22 protein-coding genes and 1 pseudogene are annotated in these 24,900 nt (G+C 70.1%); 14 read left to right on the top strand and 9 right to left on the bottom strand.

All coding sequences use genetic code 11. The annotated features are described in order from the left end of the window. The first annotated feature begins 13 nt into the window (after window positions 1–13). The 5 genes from ilvN to leuD are packed head-to-tail and all read left to right on the top strand — an operon-like array spanning window position 14 to window position 3,955. Entirely contained in the window at window positions 14–604 is a 591-nt protein-coding gene (gene ilvN / locus EYW40_RS05810) for an acetolactate synthase small subunit (RefSeq protein ID WP_135820691.1), read from the top strand. 28 nt (window positions 605–632) lie between these two features. Beyond that, entirely contained in the window at window positions 633–1,688 is a 1,056-nt protein-coding gene (gene ilvC / locus EYW40_RS05805; protein WP_135820690.1) for a ketol-acid reductoisomerase, read from the top strand. After that, window positions 1,681–1,917 (top strand): DUF7989 family protein, encoded by a 237-nt coding sequence (locus EYW40_RS05800; protein WP_135820689.1) that lies wholly within the window; start codon window positions 1,681–1,683, stop codon window positions 1,915–1,917. Before ilvC ends, EYW40_RS05800 begins: the two co-directional genes overlap by 8 nt. After that, complete coding sequence (leuC, locus tag EYW40_RS05795) at window positions 1,914–3,332, top strand: 3-isopropylmalate dehydratase large subunit (protein ID WP_135820688.1); 1,419 nt, start codon at window positions 1,914–1,916, stop codon at window positions 3,330–3,332. The genes EYW40_RS05800 and leuC overlap by 4 nt, the downstream gene beginning before the upstream one ends. Then, a complete protein-coding gene (gene leuD / locus EYW40_RS05790) occupies window positions 3,329–3,955 on the top strand; it encodes a 3-isopropylmalate dehydratase small subunit (protein ID WP_135820687.1) in 627 nt (208 codons plus the stop codon). The genes leuC and leuD overlap by 4 nt, the downstream gene beginning before the upstream one ends. A 125-nt stretch (window positions 3,956–4,080) precedes the next feature. Here the strand turns inward: leuD and EYW40_RS05785 are convergent, their stop codons facing one another. Both EYW40_RS05785 and EYW40_RS05780 read right to left on the bottom strand, forming a co-directional pair. After that, window positions 4,081–5,319, bottom strand: a complete 1,239-nt coding sequence (locus EYW40_RS05785) for an acyl-CoA thioester hydrolase/BAAT C-terminal domain-containing protein (RefSeq protein ID WP_135820686.1) — start codon at window positions 5,317–5,319, stop codon at window positions 4,081–4,083. Window positions 5,320–5,379: 60 nt separating this feature from the next. Beyond that, complete coding sequence (locus EYW40_RS05780) at window positions 5,380–5,943, bottom strand: NUDIX domain-containing protein (RefSeq protein WP_135820685.1); 564 nt, start codon at window positions 5,941–5,943, stop codon at window positions 5,380–5,382. A 351-nt stretch (window positions 5,944–6,294) separates the two neighbouring features. On the opposite strand from EYW40_RS05780, the gene EYW40_RS05775 reads away from it, so the two are divergent. The 3 genes and pseudogenes from EYW40_RS05775 to EYW40_RS19880 all read left to right on the top strand — a co-directional run bounded on the left by EYW40_RS05775 (window position 6,295) and on the right by EYW40_RS19880 (window position 7,783). Beyond that, the gene (locus tag EYW40_RS05775) at window positions 6,295–7,275 is read left to right on the top strand and encodes an isocitrate/isopropylmalate family dehydrogenase (protein WP_135820684.1); all 981 of its coding nucleotides are present in this window, start codon (window positions 6,295–6,297) and stop codon (window positions 7,273–7,275) included. Between the two features lie 79 nt (window positions 7,276–7,354). Further along, window positions 7,355–7,549: pseudogene (locus EYW40_RS05770) on the top strand (Sec-independent protein translocase subunit TatA/TatB); the annotation flags it as partial. An 87-nt stretch (window positions 7,550–7,636) separates the two neighbouring features. Then, on the top strand, window positions 7,637–7,783 hold the full coding sequence (locus EYW40_RS19880) for a DUF7557 family protein (RefSeq protein ID WP_202614458.1): 147 nt from the start codon (window positions 7,637–7,639) through the stop codon (window positions 7,781–7,783). Between the two features lie 45 nt (window positions 7,784–7,828). On the opposite strand, the gene EYW40_RS05765 is transcribed toward EYW40_RS19880, so the two are convergent. The 3 genes from EYW40_RS05765 to EYW40_RS05755 all read right to left on the bottom strand — a co-directional run bounded on the left by EYW40_RS05765 (window position 7,829) and on the right by EYW40_RS05755 (window position 9,586). Then, the gene (locus EYW40_RS05765; protein ID WP_135820682.1) at window positions 7,829–8,287 is read right to left on the bottom strand and encodes a DUF5799 family protein; all 459 of its coding nucleotides are present in this window, start codon (window positions 8,285–8,287) and stop codon (window positions 7,829–7,831) included. Window positions 8,288–8,341: 54 nt separating this feature from the next. Continuing rightward, window positions 8,342–8,725 carry an OsmC family protein gene (locus EYW40_RS05760; protein ID WP_135820681.1) on the bottom strand — a complete coding sequence of 128 codons (384 nt, stop codon included), beginning with the start codon at window positions 8,723–8,725 and terminating at the stop codon, window positions 8,342–8,344. A gap of 129 nt (window positions 8,726–8,854) precedes the next feature. Further along, window positions 8,855–9,586: a metal-dependent hydrolase gene (locus EYW40_RS05755; protein WP_135820680.1), complete on the bottom strand. Its 732-nt coding sequence runs from the start codon at window positions 9,584–9,586 to the stop codon at window positions 8,855–8,857. Between the two features lie 84 nt (window positions 9,587–9,670). Here EYW40_RS05755 and EYW40_RS05750 point away from each other — a divergent pair, with 84 nt between their 5' ends. Together EYW40_RS05750 and EYW40_RS05745 are read left to right on the top strand one after the other, a co-directional pair. Then, entirely contained in the window at window positions 9,671–9,934 is a 264-nt protein-coding gene (locus EYW40_RS05750) for a hypothetical protein (RefSeq protein WP_135820679.1), read from the top strand. A 114-nt stretch (window positions 9,935–10,048) separates the two neighbouring features. Next, window positions 10,049–12,145, top strand: coding sequence for a DHH family phosphoesterase (locus EYW40_RS05745; RefSeq protein ID WP_135820678.1), 2,097 nt, complete (start codon window positions 10,049–10,051; stop codon window positions 12,143–12,145). Window positions 12,146–12,150: 5 nt separating this feature from the next. Here EYW40_RS05745 and EYW40_RS05740 read toward each other — a convergent pair whose 3' ends face one another. After that, on the bottom strand, window positions 12,151–13,866 hold the full coding sequence (locus EYW40_RS05740) for a histidine kinase N-terminal 7TM domain-containing protein (protein ID WP_161973165.1): 1,716 nt from the start codon (window positions 13,864–13,866) through the stop codon (window positions 12,151–12,153). A 148-nt stretch (window positions 13,867–14,014) separates the two neighbouring features. Between EYW40_RS05740 and EYW40_RS05735 the strand changes: the two genes are divergently transcribed. Further along, window positions 14,015–15,667 carry a tRNA uridine(34) 5-carboxymethylaminomethyl modification radical SAM/GNAT enzyme Elp3 gene (locus tag EYW40_RS05735; protein ID WP_135820676.1) on the top strand — a complete coding sequence of 551 codons (1,653 nt, stop codon included), beginning with the start codon at window positions 14,015–14,017 and terminating at the stop codon, window positions 15,665–15,667. Between the two features lie 49 nt (window positions 15,668–15,716). On the opposite strand, the gene EYW40_RS05730 is transcribed toward EYW40_RS05735, so the two are convergent. Further along, on the bottom strand, window positions 15,717–16,031 hold the full coding sequence (locus tag EYW40_RS05730) for a HalOD1 output domain-containing protein (protein ID WP_135820675.1): 315 nt from the start codon (window positions 16,029–16,031) through the stop codon (window positions 15,717–15,719). 235 nt (window positions 16,032–16,266) lie between these two features. On the opposite strand from EYW40_RS05730, the gene rqcH reads away from it, so the two are divergent. From rqcH to EYW40_RS05715, 3 genes are all read left to right on the top strand, one after another. Further along, window positions 16,267–18,366 carry a ribosome rescue protein RqcH gene (gene rqcH / locus EYW40_RS05725; RefSeq protein WP_135820674.1) on the top strand — a complete coding sequence of 700 codons (2,100 nt, stop codon included), beginning with the start codon at window positions 16,267–16,269 and terminating at the stop codon, window positions 18,364–18,366. Window positions 18,367–18,385: 19 nt separating this feature from the next. Continuing rightward, the gene (locus EYW40_RS05720) at window positions 18,386–19,111 is read left to right on the top strand and encodes a DUF4013 domain-containing protein (RefSeq protein ID WP_135820673.1); all 726 of its coding nucleotides are present in this window, start codon (window positions 18,386–18,388) and stop codon (window positions 19,109–19,111) included. Window positions 19,112–19,230: 119 nt separating this feature from the next. Continuing rightward, window positions 19,231–20,316 carry an mRNA surveillance protein pelota gene (locus tag EYW40_RS05715; RefSeq protein ID WP_135820672.1) on the top strand — a complete coding sequence of 362 codons (1,086 nt, stop codon included), beginning with the start codon at window positions 19,231–19,233 and terminating at the stop codon, window positions 20,314–20,316. Between the two features lie 21 nt (window positions 20,317–20,337). Here the strand turns inward: EYW40_RS05715 and EYW40_RS05710 are convergent, their stop codons facing one another. Continuing rightward, window positions 20,338–21,105: a TrmB family transcriptional regulator gene (locus EYW40_RS05710; RefSeq protein ID WP_135820671.1), complete on the bottom strand. Its 768-nt coding sequence runs from the start codon at window positions 21,103–21,105 to the stop codon at window positions 20,338–20,340. Then, window positions 21,106–24,822, bottom strand: coding sequence for an efflux RND transporter permease subunit (locus tag EYW40_RS05705; protein ID WP_135820670.1), 3,717 nt, complete (start codon window positions 24,820–24,822; stop codon window positions 21,106–21,108). Window positions 24,823–24,900 lie beyond the last annotated feature (78 nt).

Below are 24,900 nucleotides of genomic sequence, written 5' to 3'. Positions count from 1 at the left end.
TGGAGGGACACACATGACAGGAGGACTCCCCGGCGCTGCACCGGACGAGCGACCACACCCCGACGGCCGCCGCAACTCCCAGGGCGTGCGGATCGACCCGGAGGTCGAGGCCGAGCCCGAGCCGCGGCGCGCGGTGCTGTCGGCGACGGTCAAACACGAGCCCGGCGTGCTGGCCGCCGTCTCGGGGCTGTTCTCCCGGCGGCAGTTCAACATCGAGAGCCTCACCGTCGGGCCGACGGAGGACGAGAACCGCGCCCGGATCACCCTCGTCATCGAGGAGCCGGACCCGGGCGTCGAACAGGCCAAGAAGCAACTGGAGAAGCTCATCCCGGTCATCTCGGTGACCGAACTGGAGCCGACGGCGTCCCAGCGGGAGCTGGCGCTGATCAAGGTCGACGGCGAAGCGCCCGACCAGGTCCAGTCCGTCGCAGAGATGTACGGCGGTGAGGCCGTCGACGCCAGCCAGGAGACGGTCACCGTCGAGATCACGGGCAGCAGACAGAAGATAAACGCCGCAGTCGACACCTTCCGGCGGTTCGACATCCGGGAGGTCGTCCGCACCGGCACCGCCGCCCTCGAGCGCGGCGCGGAACAGACGCAGTGACGATTCGCGACCCAACAACGGAGACACAATGACAGACGACGACGCATTCACCACGACGGTACACTACGAGGACGACGCGGACAGCGCGCACATCGAGGACAAGACGGTCGCCGTGCTCGGCTACGGCAGCCAGGGGCACGCCCACTCGCTCAACCTCCACGAGAGCGGCGTGGACGTGGTCGTCGGCCTCCGCGAGGGGTCGGCCTCCCGCGCCGCCGCCGAGGAGGAGGGCCTGACGGTGACGACGCCGGCGGAGGCCGCCGCCGCGGCCGACGTCGTGTCGGTGCTGGTGCCCGACACGGTCCAGCCCGACGTGTACGAGCACGCCGTCGAGCCGAACCTGGAGCCGGGCGACACCCTGCAGTTCGCCCACGGCTTCAACATCCACTACAACCAGATCCAGCCCCCGGAGGACGTGGACGTGACGATGGTCGCCCCGAAGAGCCCGGGCCACCTCGTCCGCCGCAACTACGAGAAAGAGGAGGGCACGCCCGCGCTGCTGGCGGTGTACCAGGACGCCACCGGCGAGGCGACCGACGAGGCGCTGGCCTACGCTCAGGGGATCGGCTGTGCCCGCGCCGGCGTGCTGGAGACGACGTTCCGCGAGGAGGTCGAGTCCGACCTGTTCGGCGAGCAGGCCGTCCTCTGTGGCGGCGTCACCTCGCTGGTCAAGCACGGCTACGAGACGCTCGTCGACAACGGCTACAGCCCGGAGGCGGCGTACTTCGAGTGCCTGAACGAGCTGAAGCTCATCGTCGACCTGATGTACGAGGGCGGGCTCGGCGGGATGTGGGACTCCGTCTCCGACACCGCCGAGTACGGCGGCCTCGTGCAGGGCGACGAGATCGTCGACGACACCGTCCGGGAGAATATGGAGGAGACGCTGGAGAAGGTCCAGAACGGCGAGTTCGCCCGGGAGTGGATCGCGGAGAACCAGGCCGGCCGCCCGAGCTACACCCAGCTCCGGGAGGCCGAGAAGAACCACGAGATAGAGGAGGTCGGCGAGCGCCTGCGCGACCTGTTCGCGTGGGCCGACGAGCAGGAGGCCGACACGGAGAAAGAACAGGTGACGGCCGATGACTGACATGCAAGACATCGACCACACGCACCCGCACGACGACCGGAGCACGGGGCGGATCTTCCAGCGCGGCCCGACCGTCGTCGCCGACGGCGGGCAGCGAACCGCGGAGGAGTCCGACGAAGGGCCGACGAGCGAGATGCGCGACGTGAGCCACGACGCCCCCGAGGGCGACGGGGCCAACCGCGTCTTCGAGCGCGGCGGCGAACACGACGGGGACGTAGCCGACAGATGAGTCAGGGCACGCTGTACGACAAGGTCTGGGACGAGCACAAGGTGACCGAACTGCCGACCGGACAGGACCAGCTGTTCGTCGGCCTCCACCTCATCCACGAGGTGACGAGCCCTCAGGCGTTCGGCATGCTCCGCGAGCGCGACCTCGAGGTCGCGTACCCGGACCTGACCCACGCGACGGTCGACCACATCGTCCCCACGGCCGACCAGTCCCGCCCCTACGGCGACGACTCCGCCGAGGAGATGATGGCCGAACTGGAGGAGAACGTCCGCGAGGCGGGCATCGAATTCTCCGACCCGACGACCGGCAACCAGGGCATCGTCCACGTCATCGGCCCGGAGCAGGGGCTCACTCAGCCCGGCACGACCATCGTCTGTGGCGACAGCCACACCTCGACCCACGGTGCGTTCGGCGCGCTGGCCTTTGGCATCGGCACGTCGCAGATCCGCGACGTGCTCGCGACGGGCACCGTCGCGATGGAGAAACAGAAGGTCCGGAAGATCGAGGTGACGGGCGAACTGCCGGCCGGCGTCGAGGCAAAGGACGTCATCCTGGAGATCATCCGCCGGCTGGGCACCGAGGGCGGCGTCGGCTACGTGTACGAGTACGCCGGCGAGGCCATCGAGAGCCTCGACATGGAGGGGCGGATGTCCATCTGCAACATGTCCATCGAGGGCGGCGCACGCGCGGGCTACGTCAACCCCGACGAGACCACCTACGAGTGGCTCGAGGGGCGCGACGAGGTCCCCGAGGGCGACGCGTTCGAGGAGCGCAAGGAGTACTGGGAGTCGATCCGCTCCGACGACGACGCCGAGTACGACGACGTCGTCACCATCGACGGCTCGGAACTCGAACCCGTCGTCACCTGGGGCACCACCCCCGGGCAGGGCGTCGGCGTGACCGAACCCATCCCCGAGCCCGAGGACCTGCCCGAGGAGAAGCAGGACACCGCCCGGCGCGCACAGGAGCACATGCGCGTCGAACCGGGCGACACGATGGAGGGCTACGACATCGACGTCGCCTTCCTGGGCTCCTGTACGAACGCCCGGCTGCCCGACCTGCGCCGCGCGGCGCGCATCGTCGAGGGCCGCGAGGTCCACGACGACGTCCGCGCGATGGTCGTCCCCGGCAGCCAGCGCGTACAGAAGGCCGCCGAGGAGGAGGGCCTGAAGGAGACGTTCGAGGAGGCCGGCTTCGAGTGGCGCAACGCCGGCTGTTCGATGTGTCTCGGCATGAACGAGGACCAGCTGGAGGGCGACGAGGCCTGTGCGTCCTCGTCGAACCGCAACTTCGTCGGCCGGCAGGGGAGCAAGGACGGCCGCACCGTCCTGATGAACCCGCGGATGGTCGTCGCGGCGGCGGTCAACGGCGAAGTCACCGACGTCCGCGAACTCAAGGAGGTGACCTCGGCATGAGCGAGGAAGTCGAGATCCCCGAGGTCACCCGCATCGCGGGCTCAGGCGTGCCGATCCGCGGCAACGACATCGACACCGACCAGATCATCCCGGCGCGGTTCATGAAGGTCGTCACGTTCGACGGCCTGGGGCAGTTCGCCTTCTTCGACCTGCGGTTCGACGACGACGACCGGCCCAAGGACCACCCGTTCAACGAGGACCGGTTCAAGGACTCCTCGGTGATGGTCGTCAACGCGAACTTCGGCTGTGGCTCCTCCCGCGAGCACGCCCCGCAGGCGCTGATGCGCTGGGGCATCGACGCCATCATCGGTGAGTCGTTCGCGGAGATCTTCGCGGGCAACTGCCTCGCGCTCGGCATCCCCACCGTCACGGCAGACAGCGAGACGATCGAGGCGCTGCAGGACTGGGTCGACGAGCACCCCGACGGCGAGATAGAGGTCGACGTGGCGGCCGAGACGGTCACCTACGGCGACACCACGGTCGACGTCACCGTCGACGACGCCCAGCGCAAGGCGCTGGTCGACGGCGTCTGGGACACCACCGCGCTGATGAAGTCGAACGCGGAAGCGGTCCGCGAGACTGCCGAGAGCCTGCCGTACGTCGAGGACGGCAAGCGGGTCTGATAGCGTTCGCTCTCGCCGCGAGAGCAAACGCTTGAGCGGTTACCTTTCCTCGCCCGTTATCGTCTCGACCGTCCACCCGTCGTCGGACCTCACCGTCCCCTGCCCGGGTGCGATGACGGTCTTCCTCATCGGTCCTTCCACCCCTCCGTAGCGTCGAGGCCACGTTCGAGATACTCCAGCACGGCCGGCCACGAGTCCGCGGCCGCGCGTGCGGTCCCGCTCGGCGTGCCCCCGCCCATGTCGAACTCCGCCGTCGGGACGTAGGGCACCGAGATGAGGTGGCCCGCCCCCTCGTAGCTCCGGTGCTCGTACTCGTACCCGTGGTCGGCCGCGTCAAGTCGGTCCATCGCTATCCGGGACAGGCGACCCGCGGGCCAAAGCTGGTCGTCGTCGCCGGTGATGAGAAGCACCGGGCCGTCGGTGCGCTCGACCGCGATGGTCGCCTCGTCGACCGGTTCGTCGGCCAGGCCCGCTTCGACCGTCTCCCGCGGGATGTCCTTGCCTTCGAGGTGCGGGACGGCCTCGCCGTCGTGGACCCAGCCCGGTTCGCCGCTCGGGGAGTCCCACGCGACGCCGCTGCCGGCGTAGGCGACGACAGCGCCGATCCAGTCGAAGCGAGCGCCGAGCAGCAGGGCGAGTTCGCCGCCGCGGGAACCGCCGACCGCTCCCAGTTGGCCGTCCCGGACGGACGGTTGCGCCCGGAGCCAGCTTGCCGCCTCGTCGAAGTACGACAGGGGGACGCTGCGGTGCTCGTCGGGGATCGGCTCGGCCTCGCCGAAGTACTGGACCGCGAGGACCGCGAAGCCGTGGGAGGCGAGCAACTGCACGGTTCGGACCGGCGTCTGGCCGCCGGAACCGTGGAGGGAGAGCACGCCGGGGTGCGGGCCGTCGCCGGCCGGTTCGTACAGCGTCCCGACGAGGCCATCGCGGTCGACGGGCCGCTTCGTGATGCCCTCGTCGTACAGTTCCCGGACGATCGTTCGCTCGGCCCGTTCGCCGCCGCTCGTCGCTCGCAGGTCGACCGCGACTTCGGGGTCGGCGGTCAGTTCGGGCATCAACACGTCGGCGTCGGCGGTCATGGACCACAGCCAGCCCATCGGGGCGACGCCCTCGTAGCTCCCGTCGTCGGGCGCGGTTTCGGTCAGGTCGACGACGCCGTCGCCGTCGGCGGTAAACGACGCTCGGGAGCGCCACTCGACGCCGTCGTCGTCGGTCAGGGCCGCCTCGAACTCCACCGTCGCGCCGGCGTCGGCTCCCGTTATCCGGACTGATATCGGTTCGTCGTTCCGGCTCCTGTCCGGTGCCCGGATTGCGATCTGTTCGTCCGCGGTCGATGCTGTCGGATCCGTCTCTGTCTCTTGCATTTGTCTCGTGTGTCAGCGGTGGTCGGGTCGCTCGTCGGGCGATGCGGTTCGGCCGGCGGGTCAGTCGACGAACAGCCGGACGTCGTCGACGTGGAGGCCCCCGTTCGGCTCGACGGGAACGCTGTCGAACCACCCGGCCTCCCACTCGTCCGCCTGCTCGGCCGGGACGGTCGGTTGCGGGCGGTTCGGTCGACCGGCTTCCGGCGACGCCTCGACGACGAGGTGATGCGTCGTCGCCTGCGGTTCGTCCGCGCCGTCGACGACGTGTTCGACGCGGCGCACGAGCCGCGGCCCGTCGATTCGGACGGCGAGTCCCGTCAGTTCCTCGGCGGCGCGACGGCCCGCCGCCAGCCAGTCCTCGTCGGACTGGACCTTCCCGTTCGGGAGGAGCGCGGCGGACCGCTCCCGGTTGACGTGGAGCAGGACCGCTCCGTCCTCGTCGGTGAGGCCGACGACGGTCCGGCCGGCGACGTCGGCTTCACAGTAGTTCCCGTCGTCGTGGACCGCCGTGTGCTCGCGGTAGTCGACGGTCGGGCTGTCAGCCAACTCCGTCGGGTCCGATAGTTCGGTGGGGAGGGCGCTGTCGTCAGTCGGGGCGTCGGGCGGCGGTGAGTTACGTGTCATGGTGGGGAGTCGTGGGCTGGCTCGCGCTCGATACTCCGGTCGGCCGGCGCTTCGGGCACGTGTCGACCGCCGCTGTCGCGCTCCGCGAACTGCACACCTGCGGCTGAGTGTGGAGCGAAACCGGTCCGTTCGGCGGCCGAGCGACGGGATCTCCGACGCCGGAGAAGTCTCTACGCGGAACCCATACAAGAAAGCGGCGATTTCTTTTCGGCGTACTCCTACATGTAATAATTCGATGCCCGGGGATAAATAGTTTTCGGTGGTTGGGGGTTCGCGACGGCCGGGCACGGCGCGAGGGGACACCTGCCGTAACCGAATCCCTTTCCAACCACCGACGCGTCTGGGCGAGCAATGACCCATCGGATAGCCGTCATCCCCGGCGACGGGATCGGACGCGAAGTGACGCCCGCCGCGGTCGAGGTGCTGGAGGCCCTGGAACTGGACTTCGAGTTCGTCGAGGGCGACGCCGGCGACGCCGTGAAGGAGGAGACCGGCGAGGCGCTCCCGGCGGAGACCCGCGACCTGGCCGCGAACGCCGACGCGACGCTGTTCGGCGCGGCCGGCGAGACGGCCGCCGACGTGATCCTCCCGCTCCGGGAGGTCGTCGGCTCCTTCGCCAACGTCCGCCCGGCGCGGTCCTACCCCGGCCTCGACGCGGTCCAGCCCGACACCGACCTCGTGTTCATCCGGGAGAACACGGAGGGCGTCTACTCCGGCATCGAGTCCGAGATCGCCGACGGCGTGACGACGCTCACCCGCGTGGTCACCGAGGACGCCTCCCGCGACATCGCGGAGTTCGGCTTCGACTACGCCGCCGAGAACGGGTACGACGACGTGACGGTCGCCCACAAGGCAAACGTGATGCGGACGACGGACGGCCAGTTCCTCGAGGCCGCCGAGGCGGTCGGCGACGCCCGCGACGCCGACTACGACACCGCGCTGATGGACGCGCTGGCGATGCACCTCGTGATGCGCCCCGAGGAGTACGGCGTCGTCATCTGCCCGAACCTCGCCGGCGACATGCTTTCGGACCTCGCGGCGGGCCTCGTCGGCGGTCTGGGCCTGCTCCCCTCGGCCAACGTCGGCCGGGACAACGCGCTGTTCGAGCCTGTCCACGGCTCCGCGCCGGACATCGCGGGCGAGGGGGTCGCCAACCCGACCGCGATGATCCTCTCGGCGGCGATGCTGCTCGACCACCTGGGCTACGGCGACGAGGCCGACCGCGTGCGCGACGCCGTCGAGAGCGTGCTCGACGCCGGCCCCCGGACGCCGGACCTGGGCGGCGACGCCACCACCGAGGAGGTCACCGCGGCCGTCGTCGACGCGCTGTAGGTCGCCGTCGCACCGACCGCCTCCCCGTCAGGCGGAAAATACTACTTTCGACGGGCCGTACGTCCGCGTGGGTGCAACCATGTCAGGAGTTGCGACACCGCTGTTCGCCGCGCCCGGCGGCGTCGAACTCGTGGCGATCCTGTTGCTCGTCGGGCTGCTGTTCGGCGCACAGAAGATCCCGAAGCTCGCCCGCTCGTCGGGCCAGGCTATCGGTGAGTTCCGCAAGGGGCGCGAGAAGACCCGCCAGGAACTGGAGGAACTGCGCGAGGAGGACTGAACGCGGGGCGAACCGCCGTCCGGCGGTCGGTCCGCGTCGAACCGACGGCTCAAATTTAAGCCCCTCGATAGCCATGCCCCACGTATGCCTCAGGTCCAACTGGACGAGGAGACGATCGAACGCCTCGACAGCCTCCGGATCGACGACGAGTCGTACGACGAACTCGTCAACGAACTCATCAACATCTACCAGGCGGAGGAACTGACGATGTTCCGCTCCGGCGACGGGTGAGCGGCGCGGAGCCGGGGGACCCGGACCGCCGATACCGGGGGCGGGCTATCGCTGGGCGGCGATCCGGACCTCCTCCCACTTGCCCTTCTGTTCCAGATGCGACTGTAGCTCGTCGGCGTACGCCTGCGCGAGCGCCGCGGCCGCCCGCTCGCGCTCGTCGCTGTCGCCCCCGCCGTCGCCGCCGAGGCCGAGCGCGTCCTTGATCCCGTCGAGGAGGCCGCCGCCGGACGAGCCGCCGCCACCGCCGCCGGCGGCACCGCCCATCTGCCCCATCTGGGCCCGGGACTCGTCGATGGCCGGGAGCACCTGGTCTATCTTGCTGGTGTCGGCGACGATGCGGGCCGCCTCCGGGTCCCCGGCGTCGGCTATCTCCAGTTCGACGGCCGTCATGATCATCCCCCACTCCTGGTTCGAGAACTGCGAGTTCCGCACCTGCGTCGAGAACTCCTGGTCGACCGTCATCCTGTCGCCCACGATGCGGTCGGTCCACTCGCTGTCTGACATGCCCACGGATTGGGGGAGCGACGACAAATGCGTTCCCCTCCCCCGTGCGGTCGCCTACTGGAACGTCACGTCGGCTTCGAGGCTCTCCTTGACCGCGTCGCCGACCTTACAGAGTTCGTGGGCGCGCTCGATGACCGCCTCGGCCGTGTCGTCGTCCACGTCGGCTTCCGTGGACACCTCGAAGCTGATGGCCGCCAGCTTGTCGTCGTCGTTGAGGTCGCCCGTCGCGTCGATCTCGATGCGGCCGAGGTCGCCGGCGTCGCGCTGCTGTGCGCCGACGCGGAGCGCGGGCACGTAGCAGGAGGCGTACGCGGCGAGCAGCGCCTCCAGCGTGTCGGGCGCTTCCTCGCCCTCCGCGTCGATCGTCGTCTCGAAGTCGCGGATGTTGTTCGTCGTGCTGAACCCCTCCTCGGAGACGCTGTGGACTTCCTTCGTCATTGCGTCCGGAGCATCGACGGCCGGCGGCGTAAGCGTTGCTGCTCCGGAACGTTCGGCCACGGTCGCGCCGGCGGCGAAAAAGCGTCTGTCCGGCCGCGAGGGCCCCGACCTCGGGCGGCGACCGCGCCCTCAGTACCCTTCGCTCAGCTCGAACGTCTCGTCGCCGTCGAGCACGTGGACCTCGGCGTCGCTCCCCGTGCCCTTGACCTCGTTGACGAAGTCCTCCGTCTCGATCTCGATCGGCGGGAACGTGTCGTAGTGCATCGGGAACGCGTGGTCGACGTCGAGCCAGTCGACAGCGATGGCGGCCTGCATCGGCCCCATCGTGAAGTGGTCGCCCGCCGGGACGGCGGCGGCGTCGGGTTCGAGATACGGGCCGATCACGTCGCGCATCTCGGTCATCAGCCCGGTGTCGCCCGCGTGGTAGAACGTCGTCGACTCCTCGTCGGCGACCTGCGTCGGCTTCGTGTCGCTGACGATGAACCCGGCCGGCATCCCGCCGGACGTGCCGTAGCTCGTGTCCATGCCGTTGGTGTGGTCGGCCCGGTGCATTGTGACGTAGGCGTCGCCCAGTTCGACGGTACCCCCGAGGTTCATCCCCATACCGCCGACGGCGTCGAAGTCGCCGTACTCGTCTCGGCAGTACTCGACGACCTCGGGCGAGGCGACCAGCGTCGTGCCCTCGTAGCGGTCGACGTCGCCGATGTGGTCGGCGTGGCCGTGCGTCAGGAGCACGTAGTCCGGATGGATCTCCTCCGGGTCGGTGTCCGTCTTCGGGTTGTCGAAGAACGGGTCGATGAGGAGTGTCGTGTCTCCGACGTCGACGCGCCATGTCGAGTGACCGTGCCAGGTAAGCTCCATGTTACGGGCGGAAGTACGCGCGACTGACACTTAAACCCGGGCGGCGGGCGTAGCGTTTTGCCGGTGCCGGCCGAACCGGCTGACGTGCTGACCCTACAACTCGATGACTTCATGATCGAACTGAAGGACGGCGCGATACGGAACGTCGGCCCGTCGAACAAGTCCGCGGACGCGAAGCTGTTCGACGTCGAGCGGGCCGCGGCCCGCGAGTTCGGCGACAAGCGCGTGAAACTCGTCTTCGAGGACGCGGAGGGCAACGAGGTGCAGGTGGCGCTGTTCCCCGAGGACGTGCAGTCAATCGTCGACGACGTGGCGGCGCTGGAGGCGGACAGCCCCGTGTTCGAGTGACGGGGGTCCGGGCTCGTCCGGTCGGTGCGTCCCGTGATCACACGGCTCCGGCGGCCGGTCGCCGCGGGAACGATTCGACAACCGTTTTAGTCCGGGGATAGTTATAACCAGCAAATGGCTACCTGTATCATCTGCGGTACGCCCGCTGACGGGCGGATCTGCAGCAGCCACGAAGAAGACGTAGTTTTCGAATTCAAGGGCAACCACCCGAACCAACTCACCCCGGGCCGCTACTACCGCGGCACCGTCGACGGCTTCGCCGAGTTCGGCGTGTTCGTCGACATCGGCGACAGCGTCACCGGCCTGCTCCACAAGAGCGAACTCGACCGGCGACTCGACACGCTCGACTGGGACTCCGGCGACACAGTCTACGTGCAGGTGACGGACGTGCGCGACAACGGCAACGTCGACCTGGGCTGGTCGATCCGGCAGGCCGAGGACGAGTTCCGCGGCTCCCTCGTCGACGACCCGAACGCCGACGCCCCGGAGGCGAGCGCGTCGGGAAATGAAGACGCGGCCGCGGAGCCCGCAGGGGGCGGCGCGGCCGCAGCGAGCGCAAGCACCGTGACGACGACCGACGCAGTCGAGGAGGAGGCCGACGTCGAACCGACGACTGACGCCGAGGAAGGGGCCGACGCCGAGTCGGCGACCGACGCCGCGGCCGAACCCGCGGAGGAGGCCGACCCCTCGCGCGTGCCCATCGAGTCGCTCTCGGACCGCGTCGGCGACGACGTCCGCATCGAGGGCGAGGTGACGGGGGTCCGCCAGACCAGCGGGCCGACCGTCTTCGAACTCCGCGACGAGACCGGCACCGTCGAGTGTGCCGCCTTCAAGGAGGCCGGCGTCCGTGCCTACCCCGACGTCGACATCGACGACGTCGTCCGCCTCGACGGCGAGGTCGAACTGCGCCACGACGAGCTACAGGTCGAGACCGAGTCCCTCGCCGTCCTCGACGGCGAGAACGCCGCGGCGGTCGAGGGTCGTCTCGAGGCCGCGATGACCGACCGGGCGCGCCCGGACGCGGTCGACCTGCTGGCCGACGACGACCCCGCCGGGGTCGTCTCCGACGCCGTCGTCGACGCCGCCGAGGCGATCCGCCGTGCGGTGCTGTCGGCCCGCCCCGTCGTCGTCCGCCACAGCGCGACCGCCGACGGCTACGCCGCCGGCGCCGCCATCGAGCGCGCGGTCCTGCCGCTGGTCCGCGAGGAGCACACGCAGGCCGACGCCGAGTACCACTACTTCGAGCGCCGCCCGCTCGACGGCGCGGTGTACGACATGGACGCCGCGACCGACGACGTGACCCAGATGCTCGACGCCCGCGAGCGCCACGGCGAGCAGCTGCCGCTGGTCGTGCTCGTCGACGCCGGCAGCACGCTGGAGTCGGCGGACGGCTACCGCCTGCTCGACGTGTACGGCGCGCGCCGCGTCGTCGTCGACGCCAGCCACCCCGACGAGGCCATCGTCGACGACGTCGACACCGTCGTCAACCCCGGCCTCGCCGGCGAGGGCGACGGCCTCACGACCACCGCGCTGGCCGCGAACGTCGCGGCCCACGTTCGCGGGGACGTCCGCGACGACCTGCGCCACCTGCCGGCCGTGAGCTACTGGAACGACGTCCCGGCGGCCTACGACGCCCTCGCCGACGCGGCCGGCTACGACGCGACGGCTGTCCGCGAGCGCCGCGAGGCGATCGCCCTGGAGGCGTACTACCAGTCCTACGACGACAAGCGCGAACTGGTCGCCGACCTGCTGTTCGGCGACGCCGACGCGCCGGGCGACGCCGACAGCCTCGCCGCCCACGTCAGCGAGCAGTTCCGCGAGAAGCTCGACACGGAGGTCGAGACCGCACAGCGCAACATCGACGAGCGCGAGGCGGGCGGCGTCGACTTCGCCGTCCTCGACACGGACGCGTTCACCCACCGCTTCGACTTCCCGCCGACGACGCTGCTGCTCGACGAACTGTTCCGCCGCCGCCGCGAGTCGGCCGACGGGACGTTCGTCACGCTCGGCGTCGGCGACGACGAGATACACCTCCGCAGCACGGAGGCCGTCGACGTGCGCGCGGTCGGCGAGGCCGCGAGCGAGCGCGCCGACGAGGCCGGCATCACGGTCGTCGGCGGCCGCGACGGCCACCTGGAGTTCCTGACCGGCGAGCGCGACGCCGTGCTCGACGGCGTCGTCGCCGCCGTCGCCGCGGAACTGGACGCGTAAGCCGCCTACTCTTCGTTCTCCGTTTCGGCGTCGTTCCGGGCCGCCTCCCCGCCAGCGGCCGCCGCGGCGTCGGGGATCCGGACCCTGACCTCGCCGTCGGTCCCGTCGTCGAACGCTATGTCGCCGCCGAGGGCGTCGACGCTCCACCGGGCGATCCACAGGCCGATCCCCTGCCCGTGCTGGAGCGGCCGCTCGCCGTCGGCGCGGAGGGTGGCGACCTCCTGTGCCGGCAGGCCGCCCCCGTCGGCGGTGACGGAGAGCGTCACCCCGTCCCCGGTCGACTCCGCGTCGATCCGCACCGCCGTCCCGTCGCCCCGCTCCAGCAGCTCCGACGCGAGGTTCTCGACGACCAGTTCCAGCAGCGTCGGGTCGGTGTGGAGTTCGGCCTCCGTCGCCGCGACCGTGACGCGGCCGACGCCGAACGCGTCGTCGAGGTCACCCGCGACGCGCTCCAGCAAGGCGTCGACCTCGACCCGGACGTCCGCCGGTTCGCCCTCGACGGCCTGCTCGAACTCGCGGGCGCGCTCGCCGATCCGGACCAGTTCGTCGCTCCGCTCGGCGATGATCTCCGCCCCGTCGCCGAGGCGCTCCTCGTCCGTCTCGGCCTCGATCATCGAGGCGTACCCGGCTATCGTCGTCATCTCGTTGCGGAGGTTGTGCCGGAGCACGCGGTTGAGCACTTCGAGGCGCTGCTCGCGCCGCCGCTCGTCCGTGATGTCCTGGAAGACGAGCGTGCGGCCGACGTCGGTCCTCGTCGGGTCCGTCAGCGACGACGCCGAGACGGCGAACTCGCGGCGGCGGCCGCGGTCGACCGCGGTGACGTGATCGTCGGTCGCGGGGTCGAACCCGTCGCCGACGACCGCCGACACCGGCTCCTCCAGATACGCCCGGCTCCCGACGTCGAACAGGTCCCGGGCCGCGCCGTTGGCGTCGACGACGCGGTCCCGGGGGTCGAGGACGACGACGGGGTTGCCGAGTCCCTCCATGGAGTCCTCGGCCGCCGCGCGGCGGGTCGCCGGGTTCGTCTCGAACATGTTGGTGCCGACGAACGCGTAGGCGTCGAGCAGGAGGTGCGGCAGGAAGCCGAAGGGGGTCAGGTTCAGCGGCCGCCACGGGCCGACGTCGAACGTCCAGGCGACGACGGCCGCCGCGATCGGAACGGCGCTCAGGGCGACCGCGACGGCCTCGCCACGGTACAGCGGGCCGTAGCTGAGGACCGTCTCGACCAGCAGAAGCACGCCGACGGCGGCGAAGGCGAGGCCGTAGACGACGATGGCGTACGCGGCGGGGCCGAACGAGTAGTCCACGGCCGCGACGCCGAGCACCGGCACGACTCGGAAGTCGGCCCACACCAGCCTGTGTGCGCCGTTCGTCGCGACGAGCGCGGTGCTCGCGACGGGGACCGCGGCCAGCAGCGCGAACCACCGGGAGCGGACGATCCCGCCGCGGCCGGTGTAGTCGAGGGAGAACGTGAAAAACAGGAACCCGAGCCAGCCCACACAGCCCCAGATAACCGTCTCCAGCGCCAGCCGAACCCCGGGGTCGAACGTCAGCAGGGCGACGGTGTGGGTAAACGCCCACAGCGCCTGGACGCACAGCGCCGCGAGGAACCAGCTCACCCCCGGCTTCCCCCGGTGTCGGACGATGTACGCGATGAGGGCGGCCGTGCCCGCACCGGCGACGAACGATCCGGCCGCCGGCCAGGGGACGGACGTCACCACGGCGCACACCCCCGACTCCGTTTGGTCATCTGCTAGGACGTTAGTCGTGGGTGTATAGTATGTTCCGGCCGAGGGGGTGGGAGCCCCGCGCCGGGGCACGCACCGCCGAGCGACACGCTTAACCCCGAGACGGCGCGAACTGGTTCCAATGAGTACCGAGACGGACGCCACGGAGTCCGAGGCGTTCGAGCGGGTCTGCGAGGAACTGGTCGACCGCATCCTCGCGGGCGACCTGGAGCGCGACGACGTCGAGTCGGCGAAACTGGAGGTGTGCTCGGAGCACTCGTCGCCGAAGGTCCCCAAGAACTCCGAGATACTGGACTACGCCCCACAGGAGCGCCGCGAGGAGCTGGAGGCGGTGCTCCGGCGCAAGCCGGTCCGGACCGCGTCGGGCGTCTCGCCCGTCGCCATCATGACCAGCCCGCACAACTGCCCGCACGGCAAGTGCCTCTACTGTCCGGGCGGCCCGTCCTCGGAGTTCTCCAGTTCCCAGAGCTACACGGGCCACGAGCCCGCCGCCGCCCGCGGCGTCCAGAACGACTACGACCCGTACGGGCAGGTGCGGCTCCGCCTCGAACAGCTCCGGGAGATCGGCCACCCCGTCGACAAGGTCGAACTCATCCTGATGGGCGGGACGATGACCGCCCGCTCGCACGACTACCAGGAGTGGTTCGTCAAGCGCGCGCTGCAGGCGCTGAACGAGTTCGACGTCGACAAGCAGCCCGAGCCCGCGGAGGGCGAGAGCTTCGCGCAGGACCCCGAGGAGTACGACTTCGAGTACGTCGAGGACGTGATCGCCCGCAACGAGACGGCCGACGTGCGCAACATCGGGACGACGTTCGAGACCAAACCCGACTGGTGCGACCAGGAGCAGATAAACCGGATGCTCCGCCTCGGCGGGACGAAGGTGGAAGTCGGCGTCCAGACGACGTTCGAGCGGATCAACCGCGAGATGCACCGCGGCCACGGCGCGCAGGCCTCCATCGACGCCAACCGCCGCCTGCGCGACGCCGCGTTCAAGGTCGGCTTCCACATGATGCCGGGCCAGCCGGGCATGACCAAGGAGATGTGCTTGGAGGACTTCCGCCGCCTGTTCGAGGACGAGAAGTGGCGGCCGGACTACCTGAAGATCTACCCGACGCTCGTCGTCCGTGGCACCCGCACGTACGACATGTGGCACGACGACGAGTACGACCCGCTCGGCAACGAGGAGGCCGCCGAACTCGTCGCCGAGATCAAGTCGATGATCCCCAAGTACACCCGCCTCCAGCGCGTCCAGCGGGACATCCCCGCGGACTTCATCGACGCGGGCGTCTGGAAGTCGAACCTCCGCCAACTGGCCCGACAGCGGATGGCCGAGCACGGCTGGACCTGCGACTGCATCCGCTGTCGCGAGGTGGGGATGAACGACGAGGTGCCCGAAACCGTCGAACTCGACGTCATGGAGTACGAGGCCGCGGGCGGCACGGAGCTGTTCATCAGCTACGAGGACCCGGACAACGACCTGCTGGTCGGCTTCTGCCGCCTCCGGTTCCCGGGCGACCCGCGGCGCGACGAACTGCGCGACGCCGCGCTGGTCCGCGAACTCCACGTGTACGGCCCGATGGTCGAAGTGGGGGACGAGTCACACGACTGGCAGCACAAGGGGTACGGGCGGAAGCTCCTCCGGAAGGCCGAGGACCTGGCTGCCGACGTGGGCTACGGGAAGCTGAGCGTTATCAGCGGCATCGGCGCGCGGGAGTACTACCGGGAGAAGCTGGGGTACTACCAGGACGGGCCGTACGTGAGCAAGCGGCTGTAACACCGGGCGCGAGCGACCTGCCGGGGCGCTGGACGGTCGCCGGCCGAGGTTACAGGTCGGTCTCCTCCGGGGGCTTGACGACGACGCGGCCGTCCGCGTGGACCGTCACGTCACAGCCGTTGAGCCGGAACGACAGCGTCGGCCCCGACCGGTCGCCGCCGTTGTGCCTGTCGTCGAAGATAGCGTTGAGCGCGTCCGGGTCGACCGTCTCGTTCAGCGGTTCGACCGCCGTCGGCTCGACGTTGCGGACGGCAGCGACGGCTGAGACGACCGTCGCGGCCAGCGAGTCGTCGGCGTCCCAGTCGTGGACGACGCTGTACGGACGGGGGTCGGCCGTCGTGTCCGTCTGATTCGTGTCGCTCATTCTGTGGTCACACCGAAGCGCGGAGCATCCGCTCTCGGGAGACTCCGATATGCCTCGGACTTGGGCTCGAACACGGATAATATTTGTGACCGGTACCGAGGACGGGAAAAAACGTCGGACGCCGGCAGCGGACCGCCACACGGCGCGTCGGTCGGCGGGGATCCGGGCGAGTGCCGGGCGTACGGTCCCGTTCCGGAGCGACACGTCTTTGCCCGGGCAACCAGACCGTTCGGGTATGGACGCAAAGCGGGAACTGACGAGCGTCGACCTCGCGGCGCTCGTCGGCGAACTCGGCGGGTTCGAGGGAGCGAAGGTCGACAAGGCCTACCTCTACGGCGACGACTTCCTGCGGCTCAAGCTGCGTGACTTCGACCGCGGCCGGGTCGAGCTGATCGTGGAGGTCGGCGACGTGAAACGCGCCTACGTCGCCGACCCGGACCATGTCCCGGACGCGCCGGGGCGGCCGCCGAACTTCGCGATGATGCTCCGCAACCGGCTCTCGGGGGCCGACTTCGCCGGCGTCGAACAGTTCGAGTTCGACCGCATCCTCCAGTTCCACTTCGAGCGCGACGACGAGGACACGACGATAGTCGCCGAGCTGTTCGGGCCGGGCAACGTCGGGGTGCTGGACCCGAACGACGAGGTGATCGACTCGCTGGACACCGTGCGGCTGAAGTCCCGCACCGTCGCGCCGGGGTCGCAGTACGAGTTCCCGGACTCTCGGGTGAACCCGCTGGAGGTGGACTACGAGGGGTTCGTCGCGCTGATGGAGGAGTCCGACACGGACCTCGTGCGGACGTTGGCGACCCAGCACAACTTCGGCGGCCTCTATGCCGAGGAGATCTGTACGCGGGCCGGCGTCGAGAAGGCGACCGACATCGCCGACGCGACCGACGAGCAGTACGAGGCGCTGTTCGCGGCCGTCGAGCGCCTCCGCGAGGACCTCTCGAACGCCGACCTCGACCCGCGGATCTACGTCGAGGACGACCGGTACGTCGACGTGACGCCGTTCCCGCTGTCCGAGTACGAGGATCTGGAGTCCGAGACGTTCGACACGTTCAACGCCGCCCTGGACCAGTACTTCCACGAACTCGACCGGTCGGACGACGACGACAGCCCCGAGGTCGACGACTCGCCGGACTTCGAGGCCGAGATAGAGAAGCACAAGCGGATCATCGAACAACAGGAGGGCGCCATCGAGGGATTCGAACAGCGGGCCGAGGCGGAGCGCGAGCGGGCCGAACTGCTGTACGAGCGCTACGGGCTGGTCGACGACGTGCTCTCGACGGTACGGGAGGCCCGCGAGCGCGAGACGCCGTGGTCCGAAATCGCCGAGCGCTTCGAGGAGGGCGCGGACCGCGGCATCGAGGCCGCCGAGGCGGTCGTCGGTGTCAACGGCGACGAGGGCACGGTGACGCTCCGCCTCGACGACACCGAGGTCGAACTCGACGCGAGCGAGGGCGTCGAGCACAACGCCGACCGCCTCTACACCGAGGCAAAGCGCATCGAGGAGAAAAAGGAGGGCGCGCTGGCGGCCATCGAGGACACCCGCGAGGACCTCGAAGCGGTCCGCGAGCGCAAGCGACAGTGGGAGGAAGGCGACGCGGACGAGGACGAAGAGGACGACGAGGAACCGGAGGACGTCGACTGGCTCTCCCGGCAGTCGATCCCGGTCCGGCGCTCCGAGCAGTGGTTCGAGCGGTTCCGCTGGTTCCACACGAGCGACGGCTTCCTCGTCATCGGCGGGCGCGACGCCGACCAGAACGAGGAACTGGTGAAGAAGTACCTCGAACCTGGCGACCTGTTCTTCCACGCGCAGGCCCACGGCGGCCCCGTCACGGTGATCAAGGCGACGGGGCCAAGCGAGTCGGGGACGGACGTCGACATCCCCGAGCGAAGCCGCGAGCAGGCCGCGCAGTTCGCCGTCTCGTACTCGTCGGTGTGGAAGGACGGCCGGTTCGCCGGCGACGCCTACATGGTGACGCCCGACCAGGTGAGCAAGACGCCCGAGAGCGGCGAGTTCCTGGAGAAAGGCGGCTTCGCCATCCGCGGCGACCGCACCTACTACCGCGACGTGCCGGTCGGCGTCGCCGTCGGCATCACCTGCGAGCCGTCGACGCGGGTCGTCGGCGGGCCGATAGACGCCGTCCGCGAGCAGGCCGAGACGTGGGTCGAGGTCGAACCCGGGCAGTACGCCCAGGCCGACGTCGGGAAGAAACTGTACCGCGAGTTCCGCGAGCGGTTCGCGGACACCTCCTTCGTCCGCAAAGTCGCCAGCCCCGACCGGATCCAGCATTTCCTGCCGCCGGGGGGCTCCCGGATCGCGGACGACTGATGCCGGGGGTGTGTGGCCCATGATGGCCGGCGACGCGTTGAAGTACCCGTTCCGCGGCGACCGGACGGCCGACACCTTCGCCGTCGGCGGGATCCTCGGGCTCGTCACGCTCCTCCTGCTCCGGGTGGCGTCCGGGCTGGTCCCGACGTGGCCGGCGCTGGTCGCCGCGGCGCTCGCTGCCGTCCCGGCGACCGCGCTGCTTGGCTACCTGTTGCGGGCCGGCCGCGAGACGGTGCGGGGCGCGGACCGGCCGCCCGGCTTCGCCGACCCGCGGCGACTCCTCGCGCTCGGCCTGCGGGCGTGGGTGGTCGCCGCGGCGTATCTGGGCGTCCCGCTGGCCGTGTTGCTGGTGACGATCCGGGGCCTGACCGACGCGGAACTCGGCGCGGACCCCGGCACGGCCGCCTCGACGGCGGTGCTGGTCGGCGCGACGGCGACGCTGCTGCTCGCGCTGACCGTGAGCTACGTGTTCCCGGCCGCCGTGCTCCGCGCGGCCGACGGGGGGAGCCTCAGGGCCGCGCTCGACCCGCGCTCGGTCACCGCGGTGCTGTCCAGCGGCGCGTACTTCGCGGCGTTCGTCGCCGCGTTCGTCGCGGCCGTGCTCGCGTGGGGGCTGACCGTCGGGGCGGTGTGGAGCTACGACCTGGGCGGCGTCGTCGCCGTCTTCGCCGCGTTCTACCTCCACCTCGTCGCGGTCCGGTACGTCGGCCTGGCGTACGGTCGGGCCGTCGGCGAGGCGACGTGACACCGGCTGTCGCACGTCGGTTCCGGCTGCGCCGACCCGGGGACGGCGACCACCGGTACCCGGTGCGACTATCGGTGTGAATGGCAGGGCACTTATCCCGGTAGGCCGCAGGCCGAGGTATGAAGATACAGAGCCGGGAGCGCGCCGAGGAGGGCCGCGAGCGGATCACCCTCGTCCCGGAGAGCCTGGACGACCTCTGGCACCTCCAGTACGTCCTCGAACCCGGCGACCGCGTCTCGGGGGACACGACGCGGCGCATCCAGCGCGACGACGACAAGATGCGCGACACCGGCGGCGAGCGCGAGCACATGTTCGTCGCCATCGACGTGGAGACCGTCGAGTTCGCGAAGTTCGCCAACCGCCTGCGGGTCGGCGGCGAGATAGTCGACGCCTCCCGCGAGGACCAACTCGGCTTTCACCACACGCTCAACGTCGAGGAGCGCGACGAGATAACCGTCGAGAAGCGGTTCAAGCCCGACCAGCTAGACCGTCTGGAGGAGGCCGCCGAGGCGACCGACGCCCCGGACGTCGCCATCGCCACGGTCGAGGAGGGCGAGGCCCACGTCCACACCGTCGCCCAGTACGGCACCGACGAGTACGGCTCCTTCACCGGCACGACCGGGAAAGGCGAGTACGCCCGCTCCCGCGACGAACTGTTCGGCGAGGTGACGGCCGCGCTCGAACGGCTCGACGTGGACGCGATCATCCTCGCGGGGCCGGGCTTCACGAAGCAGGACCTGCTCGATTTCGTCGAGGAGGAAGCGCCCGAGTTGGCCGAGCGGATCACCACGGTCGACACGAGCGCCGTCGGCGACCGCGGCGTCCACGAGGTGCTCAAGCGCGGCGCGGTCGCGGACGTCCAGGAGGAGACCCGCATCGCCGAGGAGGCCGAACTCATCGACGAACTCACCCGCCGCATCGGCGAGGGGGCCAAGGCCGCCTACGGCCCGGAGCAGGTCGCCAAGGCCGCGGACTTCGGCGCGGTCGAGACGCTGCTCGTCCTCGACGAGCGACTCCGCAAGGAGCGGGGCGCGACCGGCGAGGACGAGGAGGGAAGCGAGTGGGACGTCGACGTCGACGGGATAGTCACGAACGTCGAGCAACAGGGCGGCGACGTGACCGTCTTCTCCTCCGACTTCGCGCCGGGCGACCAACTTGCGAACCTCGGGGGCATCGCGGCGCTGCTGCGCTACCGGCTGGAGTGACCGGCCGCGCGGCCGGCGTCGTCAGTCGTCGAACGGGCCGATGCTCGACTGCATGATCTGGACGAGCACCGACGCGAAGTTCGTGTCGCGGCTCCAGAACGCCGTCTCCCGGTTGATCTCGGGGATCGACTCCTCGCCGAGCACGGAGATGAGCACGGCGTCGTCGTCGGCGTGGACCACGCGCCCGGCGCTGGAGTCGGTCCGGAAGGCGGGCGGCGGCGCGGTCGCGACGACCCCGTCGTCGTCGGCGAAGCGGTCGCGGACCGCCTCGTTGTCGCTGACGACCGCCACCCGCAGGCCGTCGTCGGCCGCCTGCCGTAGCGCGTCGGCGATCCTCGGGGGGAGCAGGTCGACGTGTGGCGCGCCGAACAGGACGTGGTCGTCGGCGTCGGCCACCAGTTCCACGATCCGGTCGGTGACCCGGTCCTGCCCGCGGACCGTCCAGATGTCCTCCTGCTCCTCGTCGCCGTCGCTGTGCTGTTCCCGAACGTCCTCGACGTACTCGAACGCCCGGTCCTGCTCGCGCTCGAACCGGTCACGGAGCGTCGAGCGCGCCGCCTCGATGCTGACCGGCCGGTACCGGATCGGGTTCGACTGCTGGACCTCGACGAGGCCGCGGTCCTCTAAGTTCTCCGCGGCGCTGTACACCTGCGACCGGGGCACGTCGGCGATCCGGTCCACGTCGCGGGCGGTGCCGTCGCCGAGCTTCTGGAGCGCGATGAACACCTTGGCCTCGTAGCCGGTCAGGCCGAGGCGTTCGAGCGACTCGACGGCGGCGCTCTCGTCCATTCAGTCCTCACCACCGTCGGGCCGCGAGGGCGGCGTCGTCCGCTCCGTGCCGGCGAGCCACCGCTCGTAGATCCGTTCCAGTTCGGCCTCCGTCAGGTCGCCCGCAGCGACGAGTTCGGCGGCGCGCTCGACGTCGGCCGTGGTCGGTGCCGACCGCTCGCGGACCCGGGCGAGGAACTCGGAGACGACCGACAGTTCGTCCGGTCCGCCGGTCGGGTGCGTGCCGTCGGCCGTGCGGACCTCGCCGTCGAAGGCGAGCGCCTCCCCGGCGGTGGCGTCGGCCGGCGCGTCGGCCGTGTACGCGAGGTGGAGGTCCGTCGGGCCGTCCAGTTCCCAGGCGGCGTACACCGTCCGGCCCACCTGGGAGACGGTGGCCGGATCCGGGTCGAGCGTCGTGATCTCGCCACCGACGCCCGGCGCGTCCTCGACGAGCACGACGCGACCCGAGACGCCGTCGACGTCGACCGAGACGCTGAACTCGTCGCCGGGCGCGGCCTCGTCCGGGTACACGGTCCGGGTCGCGGGCGAGGCGGCCTCGTCGGCCGCCGCCTGCGCGTCGGAGCCGGCGTCCGCGGGCGGCCCGCCCGCCGTGAGCGGGTCGACCCCGTCGTCGGCCGTCCCCTCGGGGTCGTCGTCCGTCGGGGAGCCGGCGAGCGGGTCCGTCCCGCCGCCGTCGCCTCCGTCCGCCCCGTCGTCGGCAGCGCCGCCGTCGTCGGGGTCGTCGTCCTCGTCTACCGGCGCGTCGCCGGGGGCGGGGATGTCGTCCGGCGAGAGGTACTTCGTCCAGACGACCAGCAGGCTCGGGAGGACGACCACCGACGCGAGGAACGCGTAGACGATGGTCAGCCCCGTGATGATACCGAACTGCTGGAGCGCGGGGAAGATGGCGAGCGCGAGCACGCCGAACCCGCCGACGGTCGTCGCCGCGCTGCCCAGCAGCGCGCCGCCGGTGCCCGTAACGCTCGTCTCCATCGCCTCCCAGACGTCGCCCCGGCGTTCGAGTTCGAGGTTGTACCGCTCGCTCAGGTGGATGCTGTAGGCGACGCCCAGCCCGACCGTCAGGCTGGTGATCATCCCCGTCAGCACGTTGAACGGCATCCCGATCACGTACATCGTCCCGAGGATCCACGACACCGACAGCGCGACCGGAAGCAGCGTGATGATACCCAGCGTCGCGCTCCCCTCGGTGACGCGGTAGGCGACCATCAGGAACGCGAACACCGCGACGAGCGTGATCAGCAGGCTCTCGATGACGGTGTTGAGCAGTTCGCCCTGGATGATCTCGTTGACGACTGGGGTCCCGGTCGCCGTCGCCGTCCAGACGCCGCTCTCGCCGTCGTCGTCGACGACGCCGGCGGCGGCCTGCAGGCGGTCGGTCGTCTCCGACGTCGAGAGGCCGCCGCGGACGGACACCTCGATCTGGACGGCGCGGTACTCGCCGCCATCGCGGTAGACGACCGTCGTCGCCTGCTCGGGCGCGACCTCGTACAGCGTGTCGTACACCCGGGCCAGGTCCCGGTCGGGCAGGCCGTCGCCGTCGGTGTCGGTCTCGTTGACGACTGCGGCCATCGTCCCGTTCCGCTCGGCCACGTCCCGGATCACCGAGTTGGGGCTGGTCACCGACGGGTTCCCGCCGGAGTCGACGAACGCGACGTCACGGTCGGCGACCGCCTGCTCGGCGCGGTCGACGCGCGTCAGCGTGTCCGGATGCGTGACGTTGCCCTCTATCAGTATCTGCGCGGTCTGGTCCTGGCGCTGGAAGTTGTCGTTGATGTACTCCAGGTTCTGCTTGACCGTGTACTCGCCCGGCCGGAACGGCTCGGGCAGGTCGTACATGTAGTCCGGCGGGTCGTCGGCGATGAAGTCCTCGTTCGAGAAGCTGGTGTCGACCTGGGTCGCGCCGTACGCACCCGCGACGCTGACGGTCAACACGAGCACGATGACGACAAGCGGCGCGGCCTTCGCCGCCTTCGCGCCGACGGAGAGCGCGGCGCTAAACCCGCCGCCGCCGGTCCCGAACGCGCGCTTCTTGCGGTCTATCCCCCTGTTTTCGAGCGCGCCGTCTATCTCGACTTTCAGCGCCGGCACGAACGCCCCGAACACGAGCAGGGCGACCGCGATGCCGAAGGAGCTGACGATCCCGAAGTCCTGGATCGGCGACAGCGGGCTGGTGAGGTTCGACAGGAAGCCGATCACCGTCGTCGCCGTCACCCAGACAAGGGCGATGCCGACGCCCACCAGCGCGGTCCGCATCGAGCCGCGGACGTTCTCGTCCTCGGCCGTCCCGCGCTCCTGGCGCTGTTCGCGGTGCCGCATGAAGATGTGGATCGCGTAGTCGATGGAGAGCCCGATCAGCAACACGGGCACCGCGATCATGATCTGGTTGAACGTGATGTCGGCCCAGCCCATGAAGCCGAACGTCCAGATGAGCACCGTGAAGATGCCGACGAAGCCGAGGACGATGTCGACGATGTCGCGGTAGGCGATCAGCAGCGTCACCAGCACGAAAAGCAGCGCCAGCGGCCCGACGATGGCGAGGCTGTCGTCCATCGACTGCTGGGTCTCCTCGCTGATGATGCCGAAGCCGAAGGTGATGTACCGCTCGCCGTCCTCGCTTGCGGCCTCGGCCTCGTCGCCGATCATCACCTGCGTCTCGGAGATGCTCGACGACACCTCGCCGGCGTTCTGGAGGCCGTCGCTCGTCTTCTGGTACAGCACCATCATGCGCGCGTCGGCGGTCGTGCTGCCCGGCTGGTAGTTCGCCGACATCAGCTGGACCGCGCCGCCGGAGCCGCCCTCGTCGCCCCCGCTCAGGATCGTCTCGACGAGCGAACTGACCTCGGACTCGTTCATCGCCTCGACCGCGACGATCTGCTCGTCGAGCGGCGGCAGGTCGCCGGCCTGGATCGCGGCGCGGCGCTGTTCCAGCCGCGCGGCCCGTTCGGCCAGTTCGTCGCCGCGGGCCTCGATCTCCGCCGAGCGCGCCTGCAGGTCCGCGTACTCCTCGCGCAGGACGCTCTCGTTGTCCGGGCCGGCGTACGTCGCCATCGCGTAGGCGGCGCGCTGCTGTTCTTCCTGGCCTTCGGCGGTCCGCAGCAGTTCGGCCGCCTGCGCGTACGTCTCGCCGTCCGCGTCGGTCAGGTTCACCGTCGAGTTCCGGCGAACCTGCTCGAACGCCTCCGCGGCGGTCTTGTTGGGTCCGGCGGCCTCCGGGAGCCGGTTCCGGAGGCGGTCGCTCGTGTCGTTTAGCGCCGCCTGTCGGCGCTCAAGCGCGGTGACGTTCTCCTGGAGGCTCCGGTTCGCCGCCCGGAGGTCCCTGCTGCTCGCCTGAAGCAGCCCGAACGAGGCGACGTAGTTCTCGACCCCGACGATCGCGTTCTCGTCGGCGAGGGACTCGTTTATCGTCGCGTTGTTCCGGAGCGACTGCTGGAAGCGCAGCGACCGCAGCAGCGACTCCCGCGACAGCACGTTGCCGTCCTCGTTGCGGACGATCACCTGTACGGTCGTCGTGTTCTCCCGGCCGGCCGTGAAGTTCTGTTCGACGTAGTCGAGTTTCTCCTCCTCGACCGACCCCGTGCTGAACTGGTCGGTGATCGACGACGACTGGGTGACGTCCACCATGCCCGCGCCGACGCCCGCCGTCAGCAGCAGCATGACGACGATGACGATCCGCGAGTGGCCGGTGACCGCCGACGCGAGCCGGTCCATCGCGCTCATGCCGATTCCCTCCGTTCTCGTCCCGTATCCGTCCGTCTCCGCTTCGCTCGATTCACTGTTGTTATCTCACTACTAACA

The organism is Halostella litorea (assembly GCF_004785955.1).
GTDB lineage: Archaea > Halobacteriota > Halobacteria > Halobacteriales > Natronoarchaeaceae > Halostella > Halostella litorea.
Note: the sequence above shows the minus strand (reverse complement) of the source record. Positions and strands in the feature narration are given on the sequence as shown.